Here is a 20165-nt window from a genome sequence, read left to right as displayed (position 1 = left end):
GGGGCCCGTCCCAGTCCGCTGTGGGGACGGCGGAGCCGGTAGGGCCCCGTCCCGTCGGAGCCTTCCGTTCCGGCGCCGTGGCCGGTCACGTCGTGCGGCGTGGCCGGTCGGCCGGGGAGGGGCGCGAGCGCCGGCGACACCCCACTGGAGCGGCCCGGGGGCGCGGCGGTCGGCCCCCCTGGCTCTATCTCGCTCCCGCGCTCGTCGTGCTCGGTGGCCTGCTCGTCTATCCGATCTACCAGCTGGGGCTGATCTCCTTTCTGGAGTACACCCAGGCCCAGGTCAGCGGCGGGCAGCCGACCACCTTTCAGGGGTTCGGGAACTACGCGGTACTCCTCCAGGACCCCGAGTTCTGGCAGGTGCTGCTCGCCACCGTGCTCTTCGCCGCCGCCTGTGTCGTGTCCACCCTGGCCGTCGGGTGCGCTCTCGCGGTGCTTCTGACACGTGTACGGGCCGTGCCGCGGCTCGTGTTGATGCTGGCCGCGCTCGGGGCGTGGGCGACTCCGGCCATCACCGGGTCGACCGTGTGGCTGTTCCTGTTCGACCCGGACTTCGGGCCCGTCAACCGCGTCCTCGGGCTCGGCGACCACTCGTGGACGTACGGGCGGTACAGCGCCTTCTTCCTCGTCCTGCTCGAAGTGGTGTGGTGCTCGTTCCCGTTCGTGATGGTGACGGTGTACGCGGGCATTCGCGCCGTACCGTCCGAGGTCCTGGAGGCCGCCGCGTTGGACGGCGCCTCGCAGTGGCGGACCTGGCGGTCCGTGCTCGCACCGATGCTGCGCCCGATCCTGACCGTCGTCACCATCCAGTCGGTCATCTGGGACTTCAAGGTCTTCACACAGATCTACGTCATGACGAACGGCGGCGGCATCGCCCGCCAGAACCTCGTACTGAACGTGTACGCCTACCAGAAGGCGTTCGCGTCCTCCCAGTACAGCCTCGGCTCGGCGATCGGCGTGATCATGCTGCTGATCCTGCTGGCGATCACACTGGTCCATCTGCGGCTGCTGCGCAGGCAGGGGGAGGAGCTGTGAGTTCCTTGACTTCTTTGAGTTCCGTTCGAAGGAAGGTTTCTGCCCGCCGTTTCGTACGGCGCCCCTGGCGGCTCGCCGCGGAGGCGTCCGCGCTCGTCATCGCGCTCGTCGTGGCGTTCCCGCTCTACTGGATGGTCCTCGGCGCCTTCAAACCCGCCGGGGAGATCGAGTCGTCGGAGCCCCGCCCCTGGACGCTCTCGCCCAGCCTGGATTCCTTCCGGCGCGTGTTCGAACAGCAGGAATTCGGCCGTTACTTCCTCAACAGTCTCGTCGTCGCCTGCTCGGTGGTCGTAGCCTCGGCGCTCATCGCGTTTCTCGCGGCGACCGCCGTCACCCGATTCCGCTTCCGTTTCCGCACCACCTTGTTGATCATGTTCCTGGTGGCGCAGATGGTGCCTGTCGAGGCGCTGACGATTCCCCTCTTCTTCCTCATGCGGGACTTCGGCCAACTCAACACCCTGGGCTCGCTGATCCTGCCGCACATCGCCTTCTCGCTGCCCTTCGCGATCTGGATGCTGAGGGGTTTTGTGAAGGCCGTCCCGGAGGCGCTGGAGGAGGCGGCGTACCTCGACGGGGCGAGCCGTACCCGATTCCTGTGGCAGATCCTTTTCCCGCTCGTCTTCCCCGGGCTGGTCGCCACGAGTGTCTTCTCCTTCATCTCGGCCTGGAACGACTTCCTGTTCGCCAAGTCGTTCATCATCAGCGACACCTCCCAGTCGACCCTTCCGATGGCCCTGCTCGTCTTCTACAAGCCGGAGGAGCCCGACTGGGGCGGCGTGATGGCGGCGTCCACGGTGATGACGATTCCGGTGCTGGTCTTCTTCGTACTCGTACAGCGACGGCTGGTCTCCGGACTGGGCGGAGCGGTCAAGGACTGACGTGAACGACATGGATCTGATCCCTGCTCCCCGTGCCGTCGAGGGCTCCGCGCGCCCCGAGGTACCGATCGGTGCGGACACCACCCTGTGGGCCGCGCCGGGCACGGAGGCCACGGAAAGGTGGCTGCGCTCCACCCTCGGCGTGGCCCTCGGACTGCCGCTGCCACCCGGACCGGAGGACGCCCCGGGCGCCGTACGACTGCGCCTCGACGACACGCTGGAGCCGGAGGCGTACCGGCTGAGCGTGATCGCCGGCCGGGGCGTCGAGATCCGGGGAGGCGGCGCGGCCGGGGTGTTCTGGGGCGCCCAGACGCTGCGTCAGCTGCTCGGCCCCGACGCCTTCCGCCGTGCCCCCGTCCGCCCCGGGCTCACCTACGGAATCCCGCACCAGGTCATCGAGGACGCCCCCCGCTTTCCCTGGCGCGGCCTCATGCTCGACGTCGCCCGCCACTTCATGCCCAAGGACGGCGTCCTGCGCTATCTGGATCTGATGGCCGCGCACAAACTCAACGTCTTCCACTTCCACCTGACGGACGACCAGGGCTGGCGCATCCAGATCGAGCGGTACCCGAAGCTCACCGAGACCGGCTCCTGGCGCGCGCGCACGAAATTCGGCCATCGCGCCTCACCCCTGTGGGAGGAGAAGCCGCACGGGGGTTACTACACGCAGGACGACATCCGCGAGATCGTCGCGTACGCCGCCGAGCGGCATATCGCCGTCGTGCCCGAGATCGACATCCCGGGCCACTCGCAGGCCGCCATCGCCGCGTATCCGGAACTCGGCAACACCGACGTCATCGACACGACCTCCCTGCGGGTCTGGGACAGCTGGGGCATCTCCAAAAACGTACTCGCCCCCACTGACAACACCCTCCGGTTCTACGAGGACGTGTTCGAGGAAGTGCTCGGGCTCTTTCCGGCCGACGCCGCCGGGTCCTCGGGGGGCTCAGGGTTCCCGGCGTTCCCGGCGTTCTCGGCGTTCTCGGCGTTTGTCCACATCGGCGGCGACGAGTGCGCCAAGGACCAGTGGCGGCAGTCGCCCGTCGCCCAGGCGCGCATCAAGGAGCTCGGGCTCGCGGACGAGGACGAGCTCCAGTCGTGGTTCGTCCGCCACTTCGACAACTGGCTGACCGCGCGCGGGCGTCGCCTGATCGGATGGGACGAGATCCTGGAGGGCGGCCTCGCGCCGGGTGCCGCGGTGTCCTCCTGGCGCGGCTACGCAGGCGGGATCACGGCCGCCCGCGCGGGCCACGACGTGGTGATGTGCCCCGAGCAGCAGGTCTACCTGGACCACCGGCAGCACGGCGGCGCCGACGAGCCGGTGCCCATCGGCTACGTCCGCACCCTGGAGGACGTCTACCGCTTCGAGCCGGTTCCACCGGAGCTGACGCCCGATGAGGCGCGGCACGTGCTGGGCACCCAGGCCAACCTGTGGACCGAGGTGATGGAGGACTCCGCGCGCGTGGACTACCAGGCGTTTCCCCGCCTCGCGGCCTTCGCCGAGGTCGCCTGGAGTTCCCTGCCCGCCCCGGCCGAACGGGACTTCGCGGACTTCGAGCGCCGGATGACCGCCCACTACGGCCGGCTCGACGCCCTGGGAGTGGCCTACCGGCCTCCGGCTGGGCCACGACCGTGGCAGCGACGCCCCGGTGTTCTCGGACGCCCGATCGACGGGGCGCCGCCGAACGTGTGAGGTGACCCCGAAGCGGTACAACCCGGACGTACGCCCTGGAAACGCGGCCCCACAAGGAAAAAGGCCCGTAAGAAGCACCGAAGAGTGGCAAGGTGCGCATACGTGCGATGCCGGAGGAAAGCGGGCCATCCCCGTGGTGAGGTGGGCGAATGCCTCCTAGCGGACCCCCGCGTTCGGGTCTCGCGAGAATGTGCCAGAGTTGCCACGTCCGCCCTGTCAGCACGTACCGTACGGCAGCACAGGTGGGACCAGGTGGGGCAGCGGGAAGGGGCAGCCGGTTTTGACCACGCACGCACCGCAGGCGGCGCAGGCCGTGACGCTGCCCGGCTCGCTGGACGAGGCCGTGGCGGCACTGGCCGCCATGCCCGCCGCCGTCCCCGTGGCCGGTGGCACGGACCTGATGGCCGCGGTCAACTCCGGGCAGCTCAGGCCCGCCGCGCTCGTCGGTCTCGGCCGGATCAGCGAGATCCGCGGCTGGCAGTACCAGGACGGCCACGCGCTGCTCGGCGCGGGCCTCACACACGCACGCATGGGGCGCCCCGACTTCGCGGCCCTCATCCCGGCCCTCGCGGCGGCCGCGAGGGCCGCGGGCCCGCCGCAGATCCGCAACGCGGGCACCCTGGGCGGCAACATCGCGACGGCCTCCCACACCGGGGACGCGCTGCCCGTACTGGCTGCCCTGGAGGCGACGTTGATCATCGCGGGCCCGGGCGGAGCCCGCCGCGAGATCCCCGTCTCGCACCTCCTGGCCGGCGTGGAGATGCTGCGCTCCGGTGAACTCATCGGGTACGTTCGCGTGCCGCTGCTGCACGCGCCGCAGGTCTTCCTGAAGGCCACCGGACGCACCGGCCCCGGGCGCGCCACCGCGTCCGTGGCGGTCGTCCTCGACCCTGCCCGGCGCGGGGTGCGGTGCGCCGTCGGAGCCATAGCGCCGATGCCGCTCAGGCCCCTGGACGCCGAGGCGTGGGTCGGTCGGCTGATCGACTGGGACGGCGAGCGCACCCTCGCCCAGGAGGCGCTGCACGCCTTCGGGGAGTACGTCTCGGCCGCCTGCATCCCCGACCCGGCCCCCGAGGGTGACGGCTCCGTGGCACCGCTTCCGCCCGCCGTACAGCAACTGCGGCGCACTGTCGCCGTCCTGGCCCGACGAGCACTGGGGAGGGCACTGTCGTGACCGACGACCAGCACGGAGAGGGCACGCCCCCGCAGGGCGCGCACGGCGGCTGGGAGCGGCTGCCCCAAGGGGACTACGACGACGGCGCCACCGCGTTCGTCCAGCTCCCCGAAGGGGGCATCGACGCGCTGCTGGCCTCGGACAGCCCGCTCGCCGCGCCCGGACACGGCTACGTCCCCCCGCAGATAACGGTCGCGCCCGGCACGGACGCCGGCACCGACCCGGCCGCCACGGGCACCTGGGCGGCACCCGCCGAGGGCGCGCAGTGGCCCGACCCGAACGTCGTGCCCCAGGGCACCGAGCAGCACACGTTCACGTACAACCCGGGCGCCACCGGCCAGTGGACCTTCGAGAACGTCACCCGTCAGGAGGGCGCCGACGCGGCACCCGGGCACGACGTGACCGGGCAGTGGTCGATCCCCGTCGCCGGAGGCGATCTCCCGGACGAGTCGGGCGAGTTCAGCGCGTCGTCGCTCGTCGAGCAGTGGGGCGGGACCCCTCCGGCCACGCTCCCCGGGGGCGCCCCCGCGCCCTGGGCGACGGAGGCGATCGGCACCGCGTGGACGGCGCCGCCCGCGCGCCCCGAGGAGCACACCCACGGCGGAACGGCCGAGCGGCACGCGCCGGAGGCACCCGCGCCCGGAGCGTCTGACGCGCCCGCTGAGGCGTCCGGGGAGCCGATGCCCGATCCGTACGCGGAATCGTCCGCCGAGGCCGCCGGCGGGGCCCCTGAGGCCGCCCAGGAGCCCACCGGGCGGACCGGCACGGCCTCCCGTGAAGCCTCCGGCGCCCCCGGCCCGGAGGACACCCCGGCCGACGGGGACGCGCCGGCCGACGACCGGCCCGGCGCCGCCTCCGCCGACGAAGCCTCCGAGGAACCGTCGGACGAGCCCGCCGCGCCCCTGTTCGACGACCACCCCCTCGCCTCGTACGTCCTGCGGGTGAACGGCATCGACCGGCCGGTCGCCGACGCCTGGATCGGCGAGTCGCTGCTCTACGTGCTGCGCGAGCGGCTGGGCCTGGCGGGAGCCAAGGACGGCTGCTCGCAGGGCGAGTGCGGCGCCTGCAACGTGCAGGTCGACGGGCGGCTCGTGGCGTCCTGCCTGGTGCCCGGCGTCACCGCCGCAGGCAGCGAGGTCCGTACGGTCGAGGGGCTCGCCACCGACGGCCGGCCCTCCGACGTGCAGCGGGCACTCGCCAGATGCGGCGCGGTGCAGTGCGGCTTCTGCGTTCCGGGCATGGCCATGACCGTGCACGACCTGCTGGAGGGCAACCCCGCCCCGACCGAGCTGGAGACCCGCGCGGCCCTGTGCGGCAACCTGTGCCGCTGCTCCGGCTACCGGGGCGTCGTGGAGGCCGTGCGCGAGGTCGTCGCCGAGCGCGAGGCGCACGGCAAGGCCGAGTCCTCGCCGGAGGCTGAGGAGGCGCGCATCCCGCACCAGGCGGGCCCCGGAGCGGGCGGCGTCAACCCGGCGGCGTTCGAGGACCCTTCCGGGTACGACCCACAGGGACGCTCCCCGGGGCACCATGACCAGTCGTACGGCCAGGACGGAGGAGGTCAGGCGTGACCAACGAAGCCGCCACCGCGACCCCGTCGGAGGCCGGGCCGGCCCCCGAGCAGCTGCCGCACGGCCTCGGCGCGCCCCTGCCGTCCGCGGAGGCCCGCGCCAAGACCGAGGGCACCTTCCCGTACGCGGCCGACCTGTGGGCCGAGGGCCTGCTGTGGGCCGCCGTACTGCGCTCCCCGCACCCGCACGCGCGCATCGTGTCCATCGACACCTCCCACGCGCGCGAGATGCCCGGTGTCCGGGCCGTCGTCACCCACGAGGACGTGCCGGGCACCCCGCTGCACGGCCGCGGCCAGGCCGACCGGCCCGTGTTCGCCTCCGAGGTCGTACGGCACCACGGGGAGCCCATCGCCGCCGTCGCCGCCGACCACCCGGACACCGCGCGCATGGCCGCGGCCGCCGTCATCGTCGAGTACGAGGTGCTCGACCCGGTGACCGACCCGGAGCAGGCCTTCGAGGCCGAGCCCCTGCACCCCGACGGCAACCTGATCCGCCATATCCCGCTGCGCCACGGCGACCCCGACGCCCTCGGCGACATCGTCGTGGAGGGCCTGTACCGCATCGGCCGCCACGACCCGGCCCCCATCGGCGCCGAGGCCGGTCTGGCCGTGCCCCGCCCCGACGGCGGTGTCGAGCTGTACGTCGCCTCCACCGACCCGCACACCGACCGCGACGCGGCCGCCGCCGCCTTCGGTCTGGAGCGCGACCGCGTGAAGGTCGTCGTCACGGGCGTGCCCGGAGCCACCGCCGACCGCGAGGACCACGGCTTCCAGCTCCCGCTCGGCCTGCTGGCGCTGAAGACCGGCTGCCCGGTCAAGCTCACCGCCACCCGCGAGGAGTCCTTCCTGGGCCATGTCCACCGCCACCCCACCCTCCTGCGCTACCGCCACCACGCGGACGCCGAGGGCCGGCTGGTGAAGGTCGAGGCACAGATCCTGCTGGACGCGGGCCCGTACGCGGACACGTCCTCCGAGGCGCTGGCCGCGGCCGTGGCCTTCGCCTGCGGCCCGTACGTCGTCCCGAACGCCTTCATCGAGGGCTGGGCCGTACGCACCAACAACCCCCCGTCGGGCCATGTGCGCGGCGAGGGCGCCATGCAGGTCTGCGCGGCGTACGAGGCCCAGATGGACAAGCTGGCCAAGAAGCTGGGCGTGGATCCCGCCGAACTGCGCATGCGCAACGTCATGTCCACCGGGGACGTCCTGCCGACCGGCCAGTCGGTGACCTGCCCGGCCCCGGTCGCCGAACTCCTGGAGGCCGTACGGGACTTCCCGCTGCCCGCGCTCCCCAAGGACACACCCGAAGAGGACTGGCTGCTCCCCGGGGGCCCCGAGGGCGCGGGCGAACCGGGCGCGGTCCGCCGGGGTGTGGGCTACGGACTCGGCATGGTGCACATGCTGGGCGCCGAGGGCGCGGACGAGGTCTCGACGGCCACGGTGAAGGTCCACGACGGCGTGGCCACCGTCCTGTGCGCGGCCGTGGAGACGGGCCAGGGCTTCTCGACGCTGGCCCGGCAGATCGTCCAGGAGACGCTCGGCATCGACGAGGTGCACGTGGCACCGGTCGACACCGACCAGCCTCCCGCGGGCGCGGGCTGCCGCGGCCGCCACACCTGGGTGTCCGGCGGCGCGGTCGAACGCGCGGCGAAGATGGTCCGCACCCAGCTCCTGCAACCCCTGGCGCACAAGTTCGGCATGTCCACCGAGCTGCTCCAGATCGCCGACGGCAAGATCACGTCGTACGACGGCGTCCTGTCCACCACCGTCACCGAGGCGCTGGACGGCAAGGAGCTGTGGGCCACAGCCCAGTGCCGCCCCCACCCGACCGAACCGCTCGACGGCGCCGGCCAGGGCGACGCCTTCGTGGGCATGGCGTTCTGCGCGGTCCGCGCGGTCGTGGACGTCGACATCGAGCTGGGCTCGGTACGGGTCGTGGAAATCGCCGTCGCCCAGGACGTGGGCCGGGTACTCAACCCCGCGCAACTCGCCGCCCGTATCGAGGCGGGCGTCACCCAGGGTGTCGGCGCGGCCCTCACGGAGAACCTCCGCACGGCCCGCGGTCTGATCCGCCATCCCGACCTGACGGGGTACGCGCTTCCGACGGCCCTGGACGCCCCCGACATCCGTATCGTCAAGCTCGTCGAGGAGCGCGACGTCGTGGCCCCCTTCGGCGCGAAGGCCGTCAGCGCCGTACCGGTCGTGACGTCCCCCGCCGCGATCGCCTCGGCGGTCCGCGCGGCGACGGGCCGCCCCGTCAACCGCCTGCCGATCCGGCCGCAGGCGGCGGTGGTGGTCAGCGGGGCCTGAGGCGGCCCGAGGCCGGTGGCCGTAGGCCGCGTGGAAGCGCGCGACCGGCAGCCGCGCGCTTGAAGATCAGGGTGCCACCTTGTGAACGATTGGCGGTCAACTCTTATGGCGCACAGGCGATGTGACTAAGATCCCCGGAACGCAGACGCCCGGTGACACGGGCGTGGCTCGACGGGGGAGGAACACGCGACCATGGCGTGGGACGAGTGGGAACAGCTCAAATCCGAGGCGGCCGCGAAGTCGTCCACCGGGATGCGCCTCAACAAGGTCCCGACGGAGGGCGGCGGCGGTGGCAGCCAGGACCTGAGGGTGAACCAGGACGACCTCGGCGCGGTCGGCCATGAGGCGTTCATCCTGCACGACCAGCTCAGGAACCAGGCCGACATCGCCGGTATGGGGATGGACAAGGACGGCTCGGGCTCCACGATGCAGGCCGGCGCGGCCCTCAAGAGCCACAGCTTCGCCCTCGGCTCCGAGCTCGTGACCACCGTCTCGATGTGGGACAGCCAGCTCAAGCACCTGCTGCAGTCCTGCGCCCACATCTCCAACCACCTGAACTACTCGAAGGCACAGCACGCCAACGACGACGCCGAGATCGCCGCGACGGTGCGCAACCGGGTCGGTCAGGCCATATCCGTGTCCGAGCTCGACAAGTACTACAAGTAGGGACCGGAGCTGTGGCCACCCTCACCCACAAGGACGTCGCCGAGGTCGACCTCGGCAAGCTCGGCACGGCCGTGGCCGACTGGAAGAAGGCGGTCGACGACCTCGGAAAACTCGCGTCGAGCGCCGAGAAGGGCATGCTGGCGAAGTCGGAGGGCGCCCGCTGGGCCGGGGTCAACGCGACCGTGACCCGCGACTTCGTGAAGAAGGTGGCCAAGGAGTTCACCGACGCCCACGCCCAGGCGCAGACGATCCACCGTCTCATCAGCGACGCGCACAAGGACCTCACCGAGGTCCAGAAGAAGATGAAGACCGCGCTCCAGGACGCCGAAGCCCTCGGGATACGGATCGAGGACATCGGCGACGGCCAGGTCCGCTGGTTCTTCCCGCACGTCCGCGGCGACAGCGACGAACGTACCCAGGAACAGATCAACTCCGCCCAGTCGATAGCCGACCGCGTCGCCCGCCTCACGGGCAACGCCATGGAGATCGACGCCTCCGTCACCAGCGCCCTGTCGAAGGCCCACGGCAAGGACCCGGTCAACTTCGGCCACAAGAACTACGACTCCCTTGACGACGCCCAGTCCGAGCGAGCGGTCGAAATCGCCAAGCGCGGACCGGAGATGACGGACAAGGAGTTCGCCGAGCTCAACCGGCTCATGAAGTACAACGCGAAGGACTCGGACTTCTCCACGGCCTTCTACCAGGGCCTCGGCGGCCCGAAGCAGGCCCTGGAGTTCTTCGGCCACATGTCCATCGACAACGTGTACGGCGATGGCGACAAGGCCCGCCAGACCATGACCCAGGAGCTCCAGCGAAACCTCGGCACGGCGCTCGCGTCGGCCACGGACCCCGACAACAGGACGCACCTCCCGGCGAGCTGGACGGACGAGTTCCGCAAGCTCGGCACGGAACGCATCCCGATGGTGAAGTACGACCAGAACCCCCCGTACGGCTATCAGCTGCTCGGCGGGATCATGCGGTACGGCGAGTACGACAAGAGGTTCCTGAACCCGATCGCGGAACACGTGGTCCAGCTGCACCAGAAGGACCCGTACATGTTCGCCGACTCGAAGTTCGGGATCGGGACGGGGGACATGCACCCGTTCAACCCGTCGGGCAAGAACGGCGCCGGATTCGACCCCGTCACCGGCATGCTCGAAGCGCTCGGGCACAGCCCGGAGGCCGCCAAGGAGTTCTTCACCGCCGATCCGAAGGCCTACAACGAGGACGGGACGCTCAAGAGCGGCGCCCCCGACCTGGGCAAGGACAAGGACGGCCACCCGATCACGAACTACCTCGACTACTTCGCCAACGACGAGTACGAGATGTTCCCGGACATCGTCGGCCACGCCCCGGACGACGCGGAGAAGGCCTTCACCTACGTCAACGACTCGTTCGGGCACGCTTTGGAGGCGGCGACGCTCGGGCACGCCTACGACGACCCGACACCTCAGCTCGTACGCGACGAGAAGAGCGCCCAGATCATGGAGCAGGTCGTCGAGACGTACGGCAACGACGCCGCGCTGCTCAAGAAGCAGGAGGTGCTCTCCGACAGTCTGGGGCGGATGGGTGCCGGTTATGTGGACGACATCAACTGGGCGCTGAACGAGAACGCGTCGGACAGCATTTACGCACCGTCCGATAATTACGACGGGCATGCGCAATTCGGGCGTGATGGTGCGCGCAACTTCCTGACTGCTCTGGGCCAGCATCCGGACGCCTACGCCGAGGTCTCCTTGGCGGAGAGGGTCTACACGTCGAGTGTCCTGGGCGCGCAGGTGTCCGAGGACGGGACGATCAATGAGCCCGCGGCACGCGAGGCGGTGCGTACTGGCGCACACGTGCAGGGGTTGCTCGACCAGTCCCGGGCGGACCAGGTCACCGCGGAGAACGTCAAGAAGGACGAGGAGTACAACAAGGCCCTCGAGAAGAGGGCCGGCTGGATCGAGTTCGGCGTCGGGGTCGGCGTGGCCGCCGGTGCCGCGTTCCTGCCGCCGGTGGCGGCCGCGGGTGTGGCGGCCACACTCATTCCCGTGGCCACGGACGCGGGTACCGGGATGGTGGAGCAGATGCTCGGCAACGTCGTCGGCGACTGGGCCGAGTCCAACCAGCAGGACAGCGGGGAGGACACTCATGAGCAGCGAGCGGCCATTTACTTCGCCGGTGAGCACAACGCCGAAATCCCCATGAAGCAGTTCATACTCCGGAACGGAATCGACCGGAGCAACAGCGACTTCGGCCAGGATCTAGAGGAAGCATGGCTCAGTGGCTACGACAGCGGAACGGCACGTGCGACGGAGCAGGGCCAGCACCCGCAGACAGGGGACTAGAAGGATGGGATGGTCCCGCAGGGCCTGGCGTCCGGGGGCTCTTCTGGCCGTGGCCGTCCTGCTCGTCGGGTGCGGTGGCGGGAACGAGGACTCCTCGGACAAACAGCCGGTGAAGGCCGCAGACCTCTGCGAGGGAAACCTCTCGGCGAAAGCGGGTGCTGCCGTGGAGCTCATCACCGGGACCAAGGAGTTCCAGCCCATGGACCTGGCCAGCGTGAAGCGGGGTGCCGAGGAGATCGTCAGCGACTATCAGACGGGGAGCACCTTCGAAGACCGCGACGCCTGCCTGATCTACAAGTCAGGCACCAGTGCCCTCGTCGATATCCGAGTGCGATTCTCCCTGGACGACGGGCGGTTCCTGTCGACTTCCGGTGATGCCCCGTCAGTCAAGACCTACGGCATGGGACGCAAGGCGCTGGCCTCACCGAGAAAGGCGGTCCTCTACATCGAGTGCAGCAGTGCGAAGATGAGCGAGAGCTCCCCCGCCCTGCTGCGAGGGGAGTTGCTCAACCGGGACGAGCCCGAGGGCGATGCCGAGGAGCTGCGGCGGGCGAACCTGACCGTGCTCCACTCGGTCGCCCTGGCGCTCACGAAGGAGCTCGGTTGCGCGGACGACGCAGGGCTGCCCGCCAAGCCGTCGTTCACCTGATTCCCGGTCGGATCCCCGGTGCCCGGCGCGGAGGTCGGGCGTTGTCAGTGGTGCCGCGTAAGGTTCTTGGCAGTGGGGACGGCCGCACCGGTGGTGGGCCGTTCCCGGTCGGGGGAAGCGCGACGGACACATCTGTGCCGGGGGAGCCATGAGCACGAGTACGACGACGTCGGGCAGCGCGACGATCACGCTGACCGACGAGGAGCTGGGCCCGTACGTCACGCACGCGGGCACACGGCAGTGGCTGACGGGCCCCGGAGTGCCGTACGAGAGCAGGCTGCTGGGCTTCGGCGCGCTGCGTGAGCGGGCCGGGCTGCGGCGCGTGGCGAAGCTGGTGGCCGACGCCGGGCAGCTCGCGCAGGAGCTGCGGGACCAGCTGGTCATCGGTTCGCTGCGTTCGCTGGACCGGGACCTGGAGTCGATCGTCCTCGACGGCACGACGGGCGAGGTCTCGACGATGTCCTTCCCCGGCGCGGCGGGCCCGATGGACCTGTCCCCGCTGGCCCCGTCCCTGGAGGCCCTGCTGCGCTTCGCGGAGGCGACCGAGGAACTGGTCGCGTCCCGGGGGCGGTTCGCGTGCTACGAGGGTCGCTTCGGCCCCAAGCCGGTGGCAGCGGCCTCCGCGCACCTGGCGTCACTCTTCGCCGCCGGCTCACCATCCGGCTCGGCCGACGAGGTGGCGCCGTACTGGCGGATGGCCGCCCTGATCCGCCCCCTCGCCCGAATCGCCGGCCCGGGCGACGGCCTCGCCCTCTCCCTCCCCGCCCGTCTGCTGGACGAGGAGTTCGGCGCGGGCGAGATCATGCGCTTCGAGGAGCTGGACTTCCCCTCCACGCTCTCGCACGAGCCGACCCGCCGCTTCCTGAAGGAGGTCGGCCTCCCCGAGGACGGCTTCATGTTCCAGCTGGACACCGAGGTGGCACTGCCGACACTGCCCGAGTACTACGCGGAGGAACGTCCCGAGTGCCTCCCGGCCGTCGAACTCCCCGAGGGAGCCGGCCGGTTGATCCGCCTGGGCGCGCTGATGGCCGGTACCAGCCTCGTCGTCGACGGCGCCACGGGAGCGGTCCTGTGCTGGAGCGAGCCCGACCGCACACTCCGGCCCCTCAACGCCGACATCTCGACACTCGCGTTCACGGTCTGGCTCATCCACCGGGAGAAGGCGCTCGACGCGGAACACGACCTGACGGCCTCCTACGCACACCTGGCCGCCACGATGACGGAAACCCTCGCCGCGGTCGACCCGATCGCCTGCGACCGAACCCCGACGACCCCGGACGACGACGGCTGGCGCTACTGGCCGGACATATTCGAGGACCGGACGGCCGGCACGCTGTTCGCGTGAGCCCCCCGGCGCACTCAGAGGCCGTGGCGGGAATCGAACCCGCGTAAGTCGCTTTGCAGGCGACTCCCTGAACCACTCGGGCACACGGCCAGGTCAGGAGCGTGGTGTGTCGTGGTGCGTGCTCCGGACTTGATGTATCGACCGTAGGCGTGGGGAGTCCGGGGGCTCAAGGGAACCGGCGGGGCTGCAACGGGACTGCCATACGCCGTTCATGAATGGCCTTTATGTAACAGCCTTCATGTAACGGCCTTCATGAATGGTCTTCGCGGATGGTCGTACGACCAAGGTCCTGTGAGAGTGGCGACTTCGGACAGGGGCCAACATCCATGACGCCTCTTACGCTGGCGACCATGACCACCCCCGAACCGCGAGACACGGACCTCGTCGACACCTCGCCCGCATCCTCGGCATCCGAGCTCGAAGACGGCGGTGTGCTCCAGGGGCCGTACCGTTCCCTCAGCATCGGCATCGTCTCCGTCGTGCTGTTGATCGCCTTCGAGGCGACGGCCGTGGGGACGGCGATGCCGGTCGCGGCCCGGGAGCTGGACGGGGTCGCGGTGTACGCGTTCGCGTTCTCGGCGTTCTTCACGACGAGCCTGTTCGGCATGGTGCTGGCCGGGCAGTGGTCGGACCGGCGCGGGCCGCTGGGCTCGCTGACGGCCGGTATCGCGGCCTTCGCGGCCGGGCTGCTGCTGTCCGGGACCGCCGGGGCGATGTGGCTGTTCATTCTCGGCCGGGCCGTGCAGGGGTTCGGCGGCGGGCTGGTGATCGTCGCGCTGTACGTGGTCGTGGGGCGGGCGTACCCGGAGCGGTTGCGGCCGGCGATCATGGCGGCGTTCGCGGCGTGCTGGGTGATCCCGTCCGTGGTGGGCCCGCTCGCCGCGGGCGCGGTGACCGAACACATCGGCTGGCGCTGGGTGTTCGTCGGTATCCCGGTACTGGTCGTGTTCCCGCTGGCACTCGCGCTCCCGCAGATACGGCGTCTGGCGTCCGGTCCCGCCGACGGGGCCGACCCGGGGCCCTTCGACCGCCGCCGTATCCGTCTCGCTCTCGGGATCTCGCTGGGCGCGGGTCTGTTGCAGTACGCGGCGCAGGACCTGAGGTGGTTCTCGGCCGTCCCCGCCGTGGCGGGCGCCGCGCTGCTGGTGCCGGCCGTGCTCGGGCTGTTGCCCAAGGGCACGTACCGGGCGGCGCGCGGGCTGCCGTCCGTGGTGCTGTTGCGCGGGGTGGCGGCCGGGTCGTTCATCGCGGCCGAGTCGTTCGTGCCGTTGATGCTGGTCACCCAGCGGGGGCTGTCGCCGACGCTCGCCGGGTTCTCGCTGGCGGCGGGCGGGGGGACCTGGGCGCTGGGGTCGTGGGTGCAGTCGAGGCCGCGCGTGGAGCCGTACCGGGAGCGGTTGATGACGGCCGGCATGGTGGTGGTCGCGGCGTCGATCGCGGCCGCGCCGAGCGTGCTGATCGAGGCGGTGCCGGTGTGGACCGTGGCCGTGGCGTGGGCGTTCGGCTGCTTCGGCATGGGGCTGGTGATCTCGTCGAGCAGTGTCCTGCTGCTCCAGCTCTCCCGTCCCGAGGAGGCCGGCTCCAACTCCGCCGCCCTCCAGATCTCCGACGGTCTCTCCAACGTCGTCCTTCTCGCCGCGGGCGGCGCGGCGTTCGCAGCGCTGGGCGGCGGCACGGTCACGCATACGGCCATGGAGGCCTCCGGCTCGCATCCGGCGGCGTTCGCGGCGGTGTTCCTGCCGATGGCGGGGGTGGCGTTGGTGGGGGCTTGGGTGACTACGCGGCTGCGTGCGGTTTCCGAATGACACCGAGTGGTACCGCGTAGTACCGTCGTCCCATGGCTGGACTGAACCTGCGGTTTACGGATGAAGAGCTGGACGCACTGCGCGAGCGCGCGACGGCGGAGGGGCGCAGCATGCAGGCCTTTGCGCACGATGCTGTGATCTCAGCCATAAACGAGCATTCGCGGCTGTTCAACGAGGCGGCTGAGCACGTGCTGAACGCCAGCGCCGAGCTGAACAAGAGGCTCGCCTGATGCACTTCCTTACCCTGCCCGAGCTACTGAACCTCGCCAAGCGCCTCGGGGCCGACGAGGTGCGTGACTACGGGCTCCTGGACTCCGCTCTGGCGCGACCTCAGTCAAGCGTCTTCGGGCAGGATGCCTACCCGGACGTCTGGCAGAAGGCCGCTGCGCTGATGGAGTCACTCGCCCGCAATCACGCTCTCGTCGACGGGAACAAGCGCCTCGCCTGGTACGCGACCTGGGTCTTCCTGCACATGAACGGGCATCCCTTGGACGCCGACTTCGACGTGGACGAGGCCGAGACGTTCGTGCTGGACGTCTGCCAGGGTGCTCTGGACGTTCCCAAGATCGCTGCCCAACTGCCGTGCTTCGCGCGGTGATGTCGACGCCTTCTGTGAGGTCGGTCCCATCCACGCCCGACCCGGCGTAGTCCGCGCGTTGAGCCGACCGGGCCACCGATAAGGTGGCCCGGTTGTCGTACGTGAACTCGATACTTCCCCCCGGAGACCGTGACTACCACCGCCGCCGGCTCTGCCTCGCACTCGCACCACCTCTCGCCCGCGTTCCCCGGCCGTGCCCCGTGGGGTACCGCCAGCAAGCTGCGTGCCTGGCAGCAGGGGGCGATGGAGAAGTACGTCCAGGAGCAGCCGCGTGACTTCCTGGCCGTGGCGACGCCCGGCGCCGGGAAGACGACCTTCGCGCTGACGCTCGCCTCCTGGCTGCTGCACCACCACGTCGTGCAGCAGGTGACCGTGGTCGCGCCCACCGAGCACCTGAAGAAGCAGTGGGCCGAGGCGGCGGCGCGGATAGGCATCAAGCTGGACCCCGAGTACAGCGCGGGGCCGCTCGGCAGGGAGTACCACGGGGTCGCCGTCACCTACGCCGGTGTCGGCGTACGCCCCATGCTGCACCGCAACCGCGTCGAGCAGCGCAAGACCCTCGTCATCCTCGACGAGATCCACCACGCCGGTGACAGCAAGTCCTGGGGCGAGGCCTGCCTGGAGGCGTTCGAGCCCGCCACGCGACGGCTCGCCCTCACCGGTACGCCCTTCCGGTCCGACACCAACCCCATCCCCTTCGTGACGTACGAGGAGGGGAACGACGGGATCCGGCGGTCGGCCGCCGACTACACGTACGGGTACGGCAACGCGCTCGCCGACCACGTCGTGCGGCCCGTCATCTTCCTCTCCTACAGCGGCAACATGCGCTGGCGGACGAAGGCCGGGGACGAGATCGAGGCGCGGCTCGGCGAGCCCATGACCAAGGACGCCATCAGCCAGGCCTGGCGTACCGCCCTCGACCCGCGCGGCGAGTGGATGCCCAGCGTGCTGCGCGCCGCCGACCACCGGCTGACCGAGGTCCGCAAGGCCATTCCGGACGCCGGCGCCCTCGTGATCGCCTCCGACCAGGACTCGGCGCGCGCGTACGCCAAGCTCATCAGGGAGATCACCGGCCACTCGGCGACCCTGGTCCTCTCCGACGACTCCGGCGCCTCGGACCGTATCGACGAGTTCAGCGGCAACACCGACCGCTGGATGGTCGCCGTCCGCATGGTGTCCGAGGGCGTGGACGTGCCCCGCCTCGCGGTCGGCGTGTACGCCACCACCATCTCCACCCCGCTGTTCTTCGCCCAGGCCGTCGGCCGTTTCGTACGGTCCCGGAGGCGCGGCGAGACCGCCTCCGTCTTCCTGCCGACGGTTCCCGACCTGCTCTCCTTCGCCAACGAGATGGAGCGCGAGCGCGATCACGTCCTCGACAAGCCCAAGAAGGGCGGCGAGGAGGACCCGTACGCCGAGGAGGAGAAGCTCCTCCAGGAGGCCGAGAGGCAGCAGGACGAGGACACCGGCGACCAGGACATGCTGCCCTTCGAGGCCCTCGAGTCCGACGCGGTGTTCGACCGGGTGATGTACAACGGCGCCGAGTTCGGCATGCAGGCCCACCCGGGCAGCGAGGAGGAACAGGACTACCTGGGCATTCCGGGCCTGCTGGAGCCCGAGCAGGTCCAACTCCTGCTGCAGAAGCGGCAGGCCCGGCAGATCGCGCACAGCCGCAAGAAGCCCGCGGAGGAGGCCGACCTTCTGGAGCTGCCGGCCGACCGGCGTCCCGTCGTCACGCACAAGGAGCTCCTTGAGCTGCGCAAGCAGCTCAACAGCATGGTCGGCGCGTACTCCCACCAGTCCGGCAAGCCGCACGGTGTGATCCACACCGAGGTGCGGCGCGTGTGCGGCGGCCCGCCCAGCGCGGAGGCCACGGCGGGGCAGCTGCGGCAGCGGATCGCCAAGGTGCAGGAGTGGGCCACGCGGATGCGCTGACGTGGAGGTGCGCGATGATGCGCCGACGCCTCGCGGTGGCACGCCGGTGCTCCGACGCGGCGGAGTCGCGCGTGGTTCCGTGCGTCGCGAAGGGTGCGAAACGGGATGTGCGCACCCCGTGGGGGAGGTGTGTGTGCGGGATGCGCGCGCCGTCGTATATCGGGGCAAAGGGGAGTAGTCTATACCGGTTAATGACCGGATTCTGGACGGAGACTTCCGCTCAGCGAACCGGCTCGCTACTGTCCCTCCACGCATACGCCCCGTGGCAGCGCCGCCGCGGAGCGCAGCCGTGAAGCGACTCCGCCCGGAGCACCTCCGGGTCCAGCCGACCGGCGGCTTCTGAAGCGCGTCGCCGACGGGACCGGCGACGCAACCGCCGCGGAGGAGGCCGCCGCCCTCACCACGAAGGAGTGGGCGTCGTGACCGCGGAGACCTCCCAGACGCTCGACCGGGGACTGCGTGTCCTCAAGCTGCTCGCCGACACGGATCACGGGCTGACCGTCACCGAGCTCTCGAACAAACTGGGCGTGAACCGGACCGTCGTGTACCGGTTGCTCGCCACCCTGGAGCAGCACGCTCTTGTACGCCGTGACCTGGGCGGCCGGGCCCGCGTCGGTCTCGGCGTGCTCCGCCTGGGCCGCCAGGTGCATCCGCTGGTACGCGAGGCCGCGTTGCCCGCGCTGCGGTCGCTCGCCGAGGACATCGGGGCGACCGCCCATCTGACCCTCGTCGACGGTACGGAGGCGCTGGCCGTCGCGGTCGTCGAGCCGACGTGGACGGACTACCACGTGGCGTACCGGGCCGGGTTCCGGCACCCCCTGGACCGGGGTGCCGCGGGCCGGGCCATCCTCTCGGCGCGGCAGCAGCCGTTCGAGGGGCCCGGCTACACCCTGACGCAAGGTGAGGTGGAGGCGGGGGCCAGTGGGGCCGCGGCTCCCCTGCTCGGTGTGACCGGGGTCGAGGGCAGCGTCGGGGTCGTGATGCTGTCGGACGCGGTACCGGAACGGGTGGGGCAGCGTGTGGTCGACGCGGCGCGGGAGGTCGCCGAGGCGTTGCGCTGAGCGGAACCGCGCCGCTCGGGCGGGGAGGCACCGAGCCACTCCAGGAGGGCCTTGTCGAAGGCGTCCGGACGTTCCTGTGTCCGGGTAGTGGGCGGTGCCCCTCGATCGGTGTCGTACGGCCGCCGGGAACCAGGGGGGCGAGCGGCTGCCCGCCCCCGCCCGGCCGCTGGCCGGAAGTCGCCCGCGCGTTAGATTGATCCCGTGCCTTATCGCCTCTCCAGCCTCTCGCGCCCCAAGGCCGTCGCCGTCTGCGCGGCGCCCGTCGCGGCCCTGCTCGCCACGGCGGCGTTCGCGCCGCTGCCGTTCTCCGTGGCGCAGCCCGGTATGACGGCGAACGTCCTCGGCGAGAACAAGGGCGACCCGGTGATCACCATCTCCGGGGCGGCCACGCGCAGGACGAGCGGGGAGCTGCGGATGACGACGATCGTGGCGACGGGCCCGGACGCGCACGTCAGCCTTCCCGACGTCGTCGACGGCTGGTTCCGTACGGACCGGGCCGTGATGCCGCGCGACGCGGTCTACCCGAGCGGCGACAACGTCAAGGAGATCCAGGAGCACAACGAGGCCACGATGAAGGCCTCCCAGGACGCGGCCACCCAGGCGGCACTCACGTACCTCGACAAGGACGCCGACGACATCAAGGTCACCCTGAAGCTCTCCGATGTCGGCGGCCCCAGCGCCGGACTCCTCTTCACCCTCGGCATCATCGACAAGCTGGAGGGGGATGGCAGCGGCGGCGACCTCACGGGCGGCCGCGTCATCGCGGGTACGGGGACGATCGACGCCGCCGGCAAGGTCGGCGCGGTCGGCGGAGTGGCCCTCAAGACGCAGGCGGCCCACCGCGACGGCGCCACGGTCTTCCTGGTCCCGAAGGCCGAGTGCGCCGACGCCCGCTCCGAACTCCCCAAGGGCCTCCGCCTGATCCCGGTGACCACTCTGAAGAGCACGGTGGAGTCCCTCGTGGCCCTGGAGAAGGGAACGGGCTCGGTACCCAGCTGCTAGGGCGTGTTTCGAAAGTCCCGCCTGCCCCGCGACGCCTGGCACGCACTCCCCCAAGCTCTTCGAGCAGGGGGGACCCCCAGCGGCGTTGCCGAAACGCCCGAATAGCTCCGCTATTAGGGCGCTC

At 70.7% G+C, this 20165-nt stretch carries 16 protein-coding genes and 1 tRNA gene; 16 read left to right on the top strand and 1 reads right to left on the bottom strand.

Features of this window, described 5'->3' with window-relative positions:
- The first annotated feature begins 92 nt into the window (after positions 1-92).
- From FNH04_RS19985 to FNH04_RS19940, 10 genes are all read left to right on the top strand, one after another.
- On the top strand, positions 93-1034 hold the full coding sequence (locus tag FNH04_RS19985; protein ID WP_407704123.1) for a carbohydrate ABC transporter permease: 942 nt from the start codon (positions 93-95) through the stop codon (positions 1032-1034).
- Positions 1035-1039: 5 nt separating this feature from the next.
- The gene (locus FNH04_RS19980; protein WP_194236744.1) at positions 1040-1912 is read left to right on the top strand and encodes a carbohydrate ABC transporter permease; all 873 of its coding nucleotides are present in this window, start codon (positions 1040-1042) and stop codon (positions 1910-1912) included.
- A gap of 10 nt (positions 1913-1922) precedes the next feature.
- Positions 1923-3605, top strand: coding sequence for a beta-N-acetylhexosaminidase (locus FNH04_RS19975; protein ID WP_152786142.1), 1683 nt, complete (start codon positions 1923-1925; stop codon positions 3603-3605).
- 280 nt (positions 3606-3885) lie between these two features.
- On the top strand, positions 3886-4779 hold the full coding sequence (locus FNH04_RS19970) for an FAD binding domain-containing protein (RefSeq protein ID WP_152786132.1): 894 nt from the start codon (positions 3886-3888) through the stop codon (positions 4777-4779).
- Positions 4776-6347: a 2Fe-2S iron-sulfur cluster-binding protein gene (locus FNH04_RS19965; RefSeq protein WP_322723340.1), complete on the top strand. Its 1572-nt coding sequence runs from the start codon at positions 4776-4778 to the stop codon at positions 6345-6347. The genes FNH04_RS19970 and FNH04_RS19965 overlap by 4 nt, the downstream gene beginning before the upstream one ends.
- The gene (locus tag FNH04_RS19960; protein ID WP_322723339.1) at positions 6344-8653 is read left to right on the top strand and encodes a xanthine dehydrogenase family protein molybdopterin-binding subunit; all 2310 of its coding nucleotides are present in this window, start codon (positions 6344-6346) and stop codon (positions 8651-8653) included. The genes FNH04_RS19965 and FNH04_RS19960 overlap by 4 nt, the downstream gene beginning before the upstream one ends.
- A gap of 192 nt (positions 8654-8845) precedes the next feature.
- Positions 8846-9319, top strand: a complete 474-nt coding sequence (locus FNH04_RS19955) for a hypothetical protein (protein WP_152786130.1) — start codon at positions 8846-8848, stop codon at positions 9317-9319.
- 11 nt (positions 9320-9330) lie between these two features.
- Positions 9331-11649: a hypothetical protein gene (locus tag FNH04_RS19950; RefSeq protein WP_194236743.1), complete on the top strand. Its 2319-nt coding sequence runs from the start codon at positions 9331-9333 to the stop codon at positions 11647-11649.
- A 4-nt stretch (positions 11650-11653) separates the two neighbouring features.
- On the top strand, positions 11654-12298 hold the full coding sequence (locus tag FNH04_RS19945) for a hypothetical protein (RefSeq protein WP_152786128.1): 645 nt from the start codon (positions 11654-11656) through the stop codon (positions 12296-12298).
- A gap of 148 nt (positions 12299-12446) precedes the next feature.
- Positions 12447-13643 (top strand): SUKH-4 family immunity protein, encoded by a 1197-nt coding sequence (locus tag FNH04_RS19940; protein ID WP_152786126.1) that lies wholly within the window; start codon positions 12447-12449, stop codon positions 13641-13643.
- A gap of 18 nt (positions 13644-13661) precedes the next feature.
- On the opposite strand, the gene FNH04_RS19935 is transcribed toward FNH04_RS19940, so the two are convergent.
- A tRNA-Cys gene (locus FNH04_RS19935) sits at positions 13662-13733 on the bottom strand.
- Positions 13734-13993: 260 nt separating this feature from the next.
- Here FNH04_RS19935 and FNH04_RS19930 point away from each other — a divergent pair.
- The 6 genes from FNH04_RS19930 (at position 13994) to FNH04_RS19905 (ending at position 20041) form a co-directional block, all read left to right on the top strand.
- On the top strand, positions 13994-15448 hold the full coding sequence (locus tag FNH04_RS19930; RefSeq protein WP_152786124.1) for an MFS transporter: 1455 nt from the start codon (positions 13994-13996) through the stop codon (positions 15446-15448).
- Positions 15449-15480: 32 nt separating this feature from the next.
- A complete protein-coding gene (locus tag FNH04_RS19925) occupies positions 15481-15678 on the top strand; it encodes a hypothetical protein (protein WP_152786122.1) in 198 nt (65 codons plus the stop codon).
- Positions 15678-16046 (top strand): type II toxin-antitoxin system death-on-curing family toxin, encoded by a 369-nt coding sequence (locus FNH04_RS19920; protein ID WP_152786120.1) that lies wholly within the window; start codon positions 15678-15680, stop codon positions 16044-16046. The genes FNH04_RS19925 and FNH04_RS19920 overlap by 1 nt, the downstream gene beginning before the upstream one ends.
- Before the next feature lie 129 nt (positions 16047-16175).
- Positions 16176-17978, top strand: a complete 1803-nt coding sequence (locus tag FNH04_RS19915) for a DEAD/DEAH box helicase (RefSeq protein ID WP_322723338.1) — start codon at positions 16176-16178, stop codon at positions 17976-17978.
- Between the two features lie 419 nt (positions 17979-18397).
- Positions 18398-19039, top strand: coding sequence for an IclR family transcriptional regulator (locus FNH04_RS19910; RefSeq protein ID WP_322723337.1), 642 nt, complete (start codon positions 18398-18400; stop codon positions 19037-19039).
- A gap of 201 nt (positions 19040-19240) precedes the next feature.
- Positions 19241-20041: a S16 family serine protease gene (locus FNH04_RS19905; protein WP_322723336.1), complete on the top strand. Its 801-nt coding sequence runs from the start codon at positions 19241-19243 to the stop codon at positions 20039-20041.
- Positions 20042-20165 lie beyond the last annotated feature (124 nt).

Origin of the sequence: Streptomyces phyllanthi (assembly GCF_009377205.1) — a bacterium.
In the GTDB taxonomy this organism is placed as follows: domain Bacteria; phylum Actinomycetota; class Actinomycetes; order Streptomycetales; family Streptomycetaceae; genus Streptomyces; species Streptomyces phyllanthi.
This window is presented reverse-complemented; position numbering and strand designations above follow the sequence as displayed.

What these genes read in the sequence shown, in the direction of transcription:
- FNH04_RS19945 (WP_152786128.1), top strand. Translation starts at nt 11,654, where the DNA reads ATGGGATGGTCCCGCAGGGCCTGGCGTCCGGGGGCTCTTCTGGCCGTG.
- FNH04_RS19940 (WP_152786126.1), top strand. Translation starts at nt 12,447, where the DNA reads ATGAGCACGAGTACGACGACGTCGGGCAGCGCGACGATCACGCTGACC.
- FNH04_RS19930 (WP_152786124.1), top strand. Translation starts at nt 13,994, where the DNA reads ATGACCACCCCCGAACCGCGAGACACGGACCTCGTCGACACCTCGCCC.
- FNH04_RS19925 (WP_152786122.1), top strand. Translation starts at nt 15,481, where the DNA reads ATGGCTGGACTGAACCTGCGGTTTACGGATGAAGAGCTGGACGCACTG.
- FNH04_RS19955 (WP_152786130.1), top strand. Translation starts at nt 8,846, where the DNA reads ATGGCGTGGGACGAGTGGGAACAGCTCAAATCCGAGGCGGCCGCGAAG.
- FNH04_RS19920 (WP_152786120.1), top strand. Translation starts at nt 15,678, where the DNA reads ATGCACTTCCTTACCCTGCCCGAGCTACTGAACCTCGCCAAGCGCCTC.
- FNH04_RS19975 (WP_152786142.1), top strand. Translation starts at nt 1,923, where the DNA reads ATGGATCTGATCCCTGCTCCCCGTGCCGTCGAGGGCTCCGCGCGCCCC.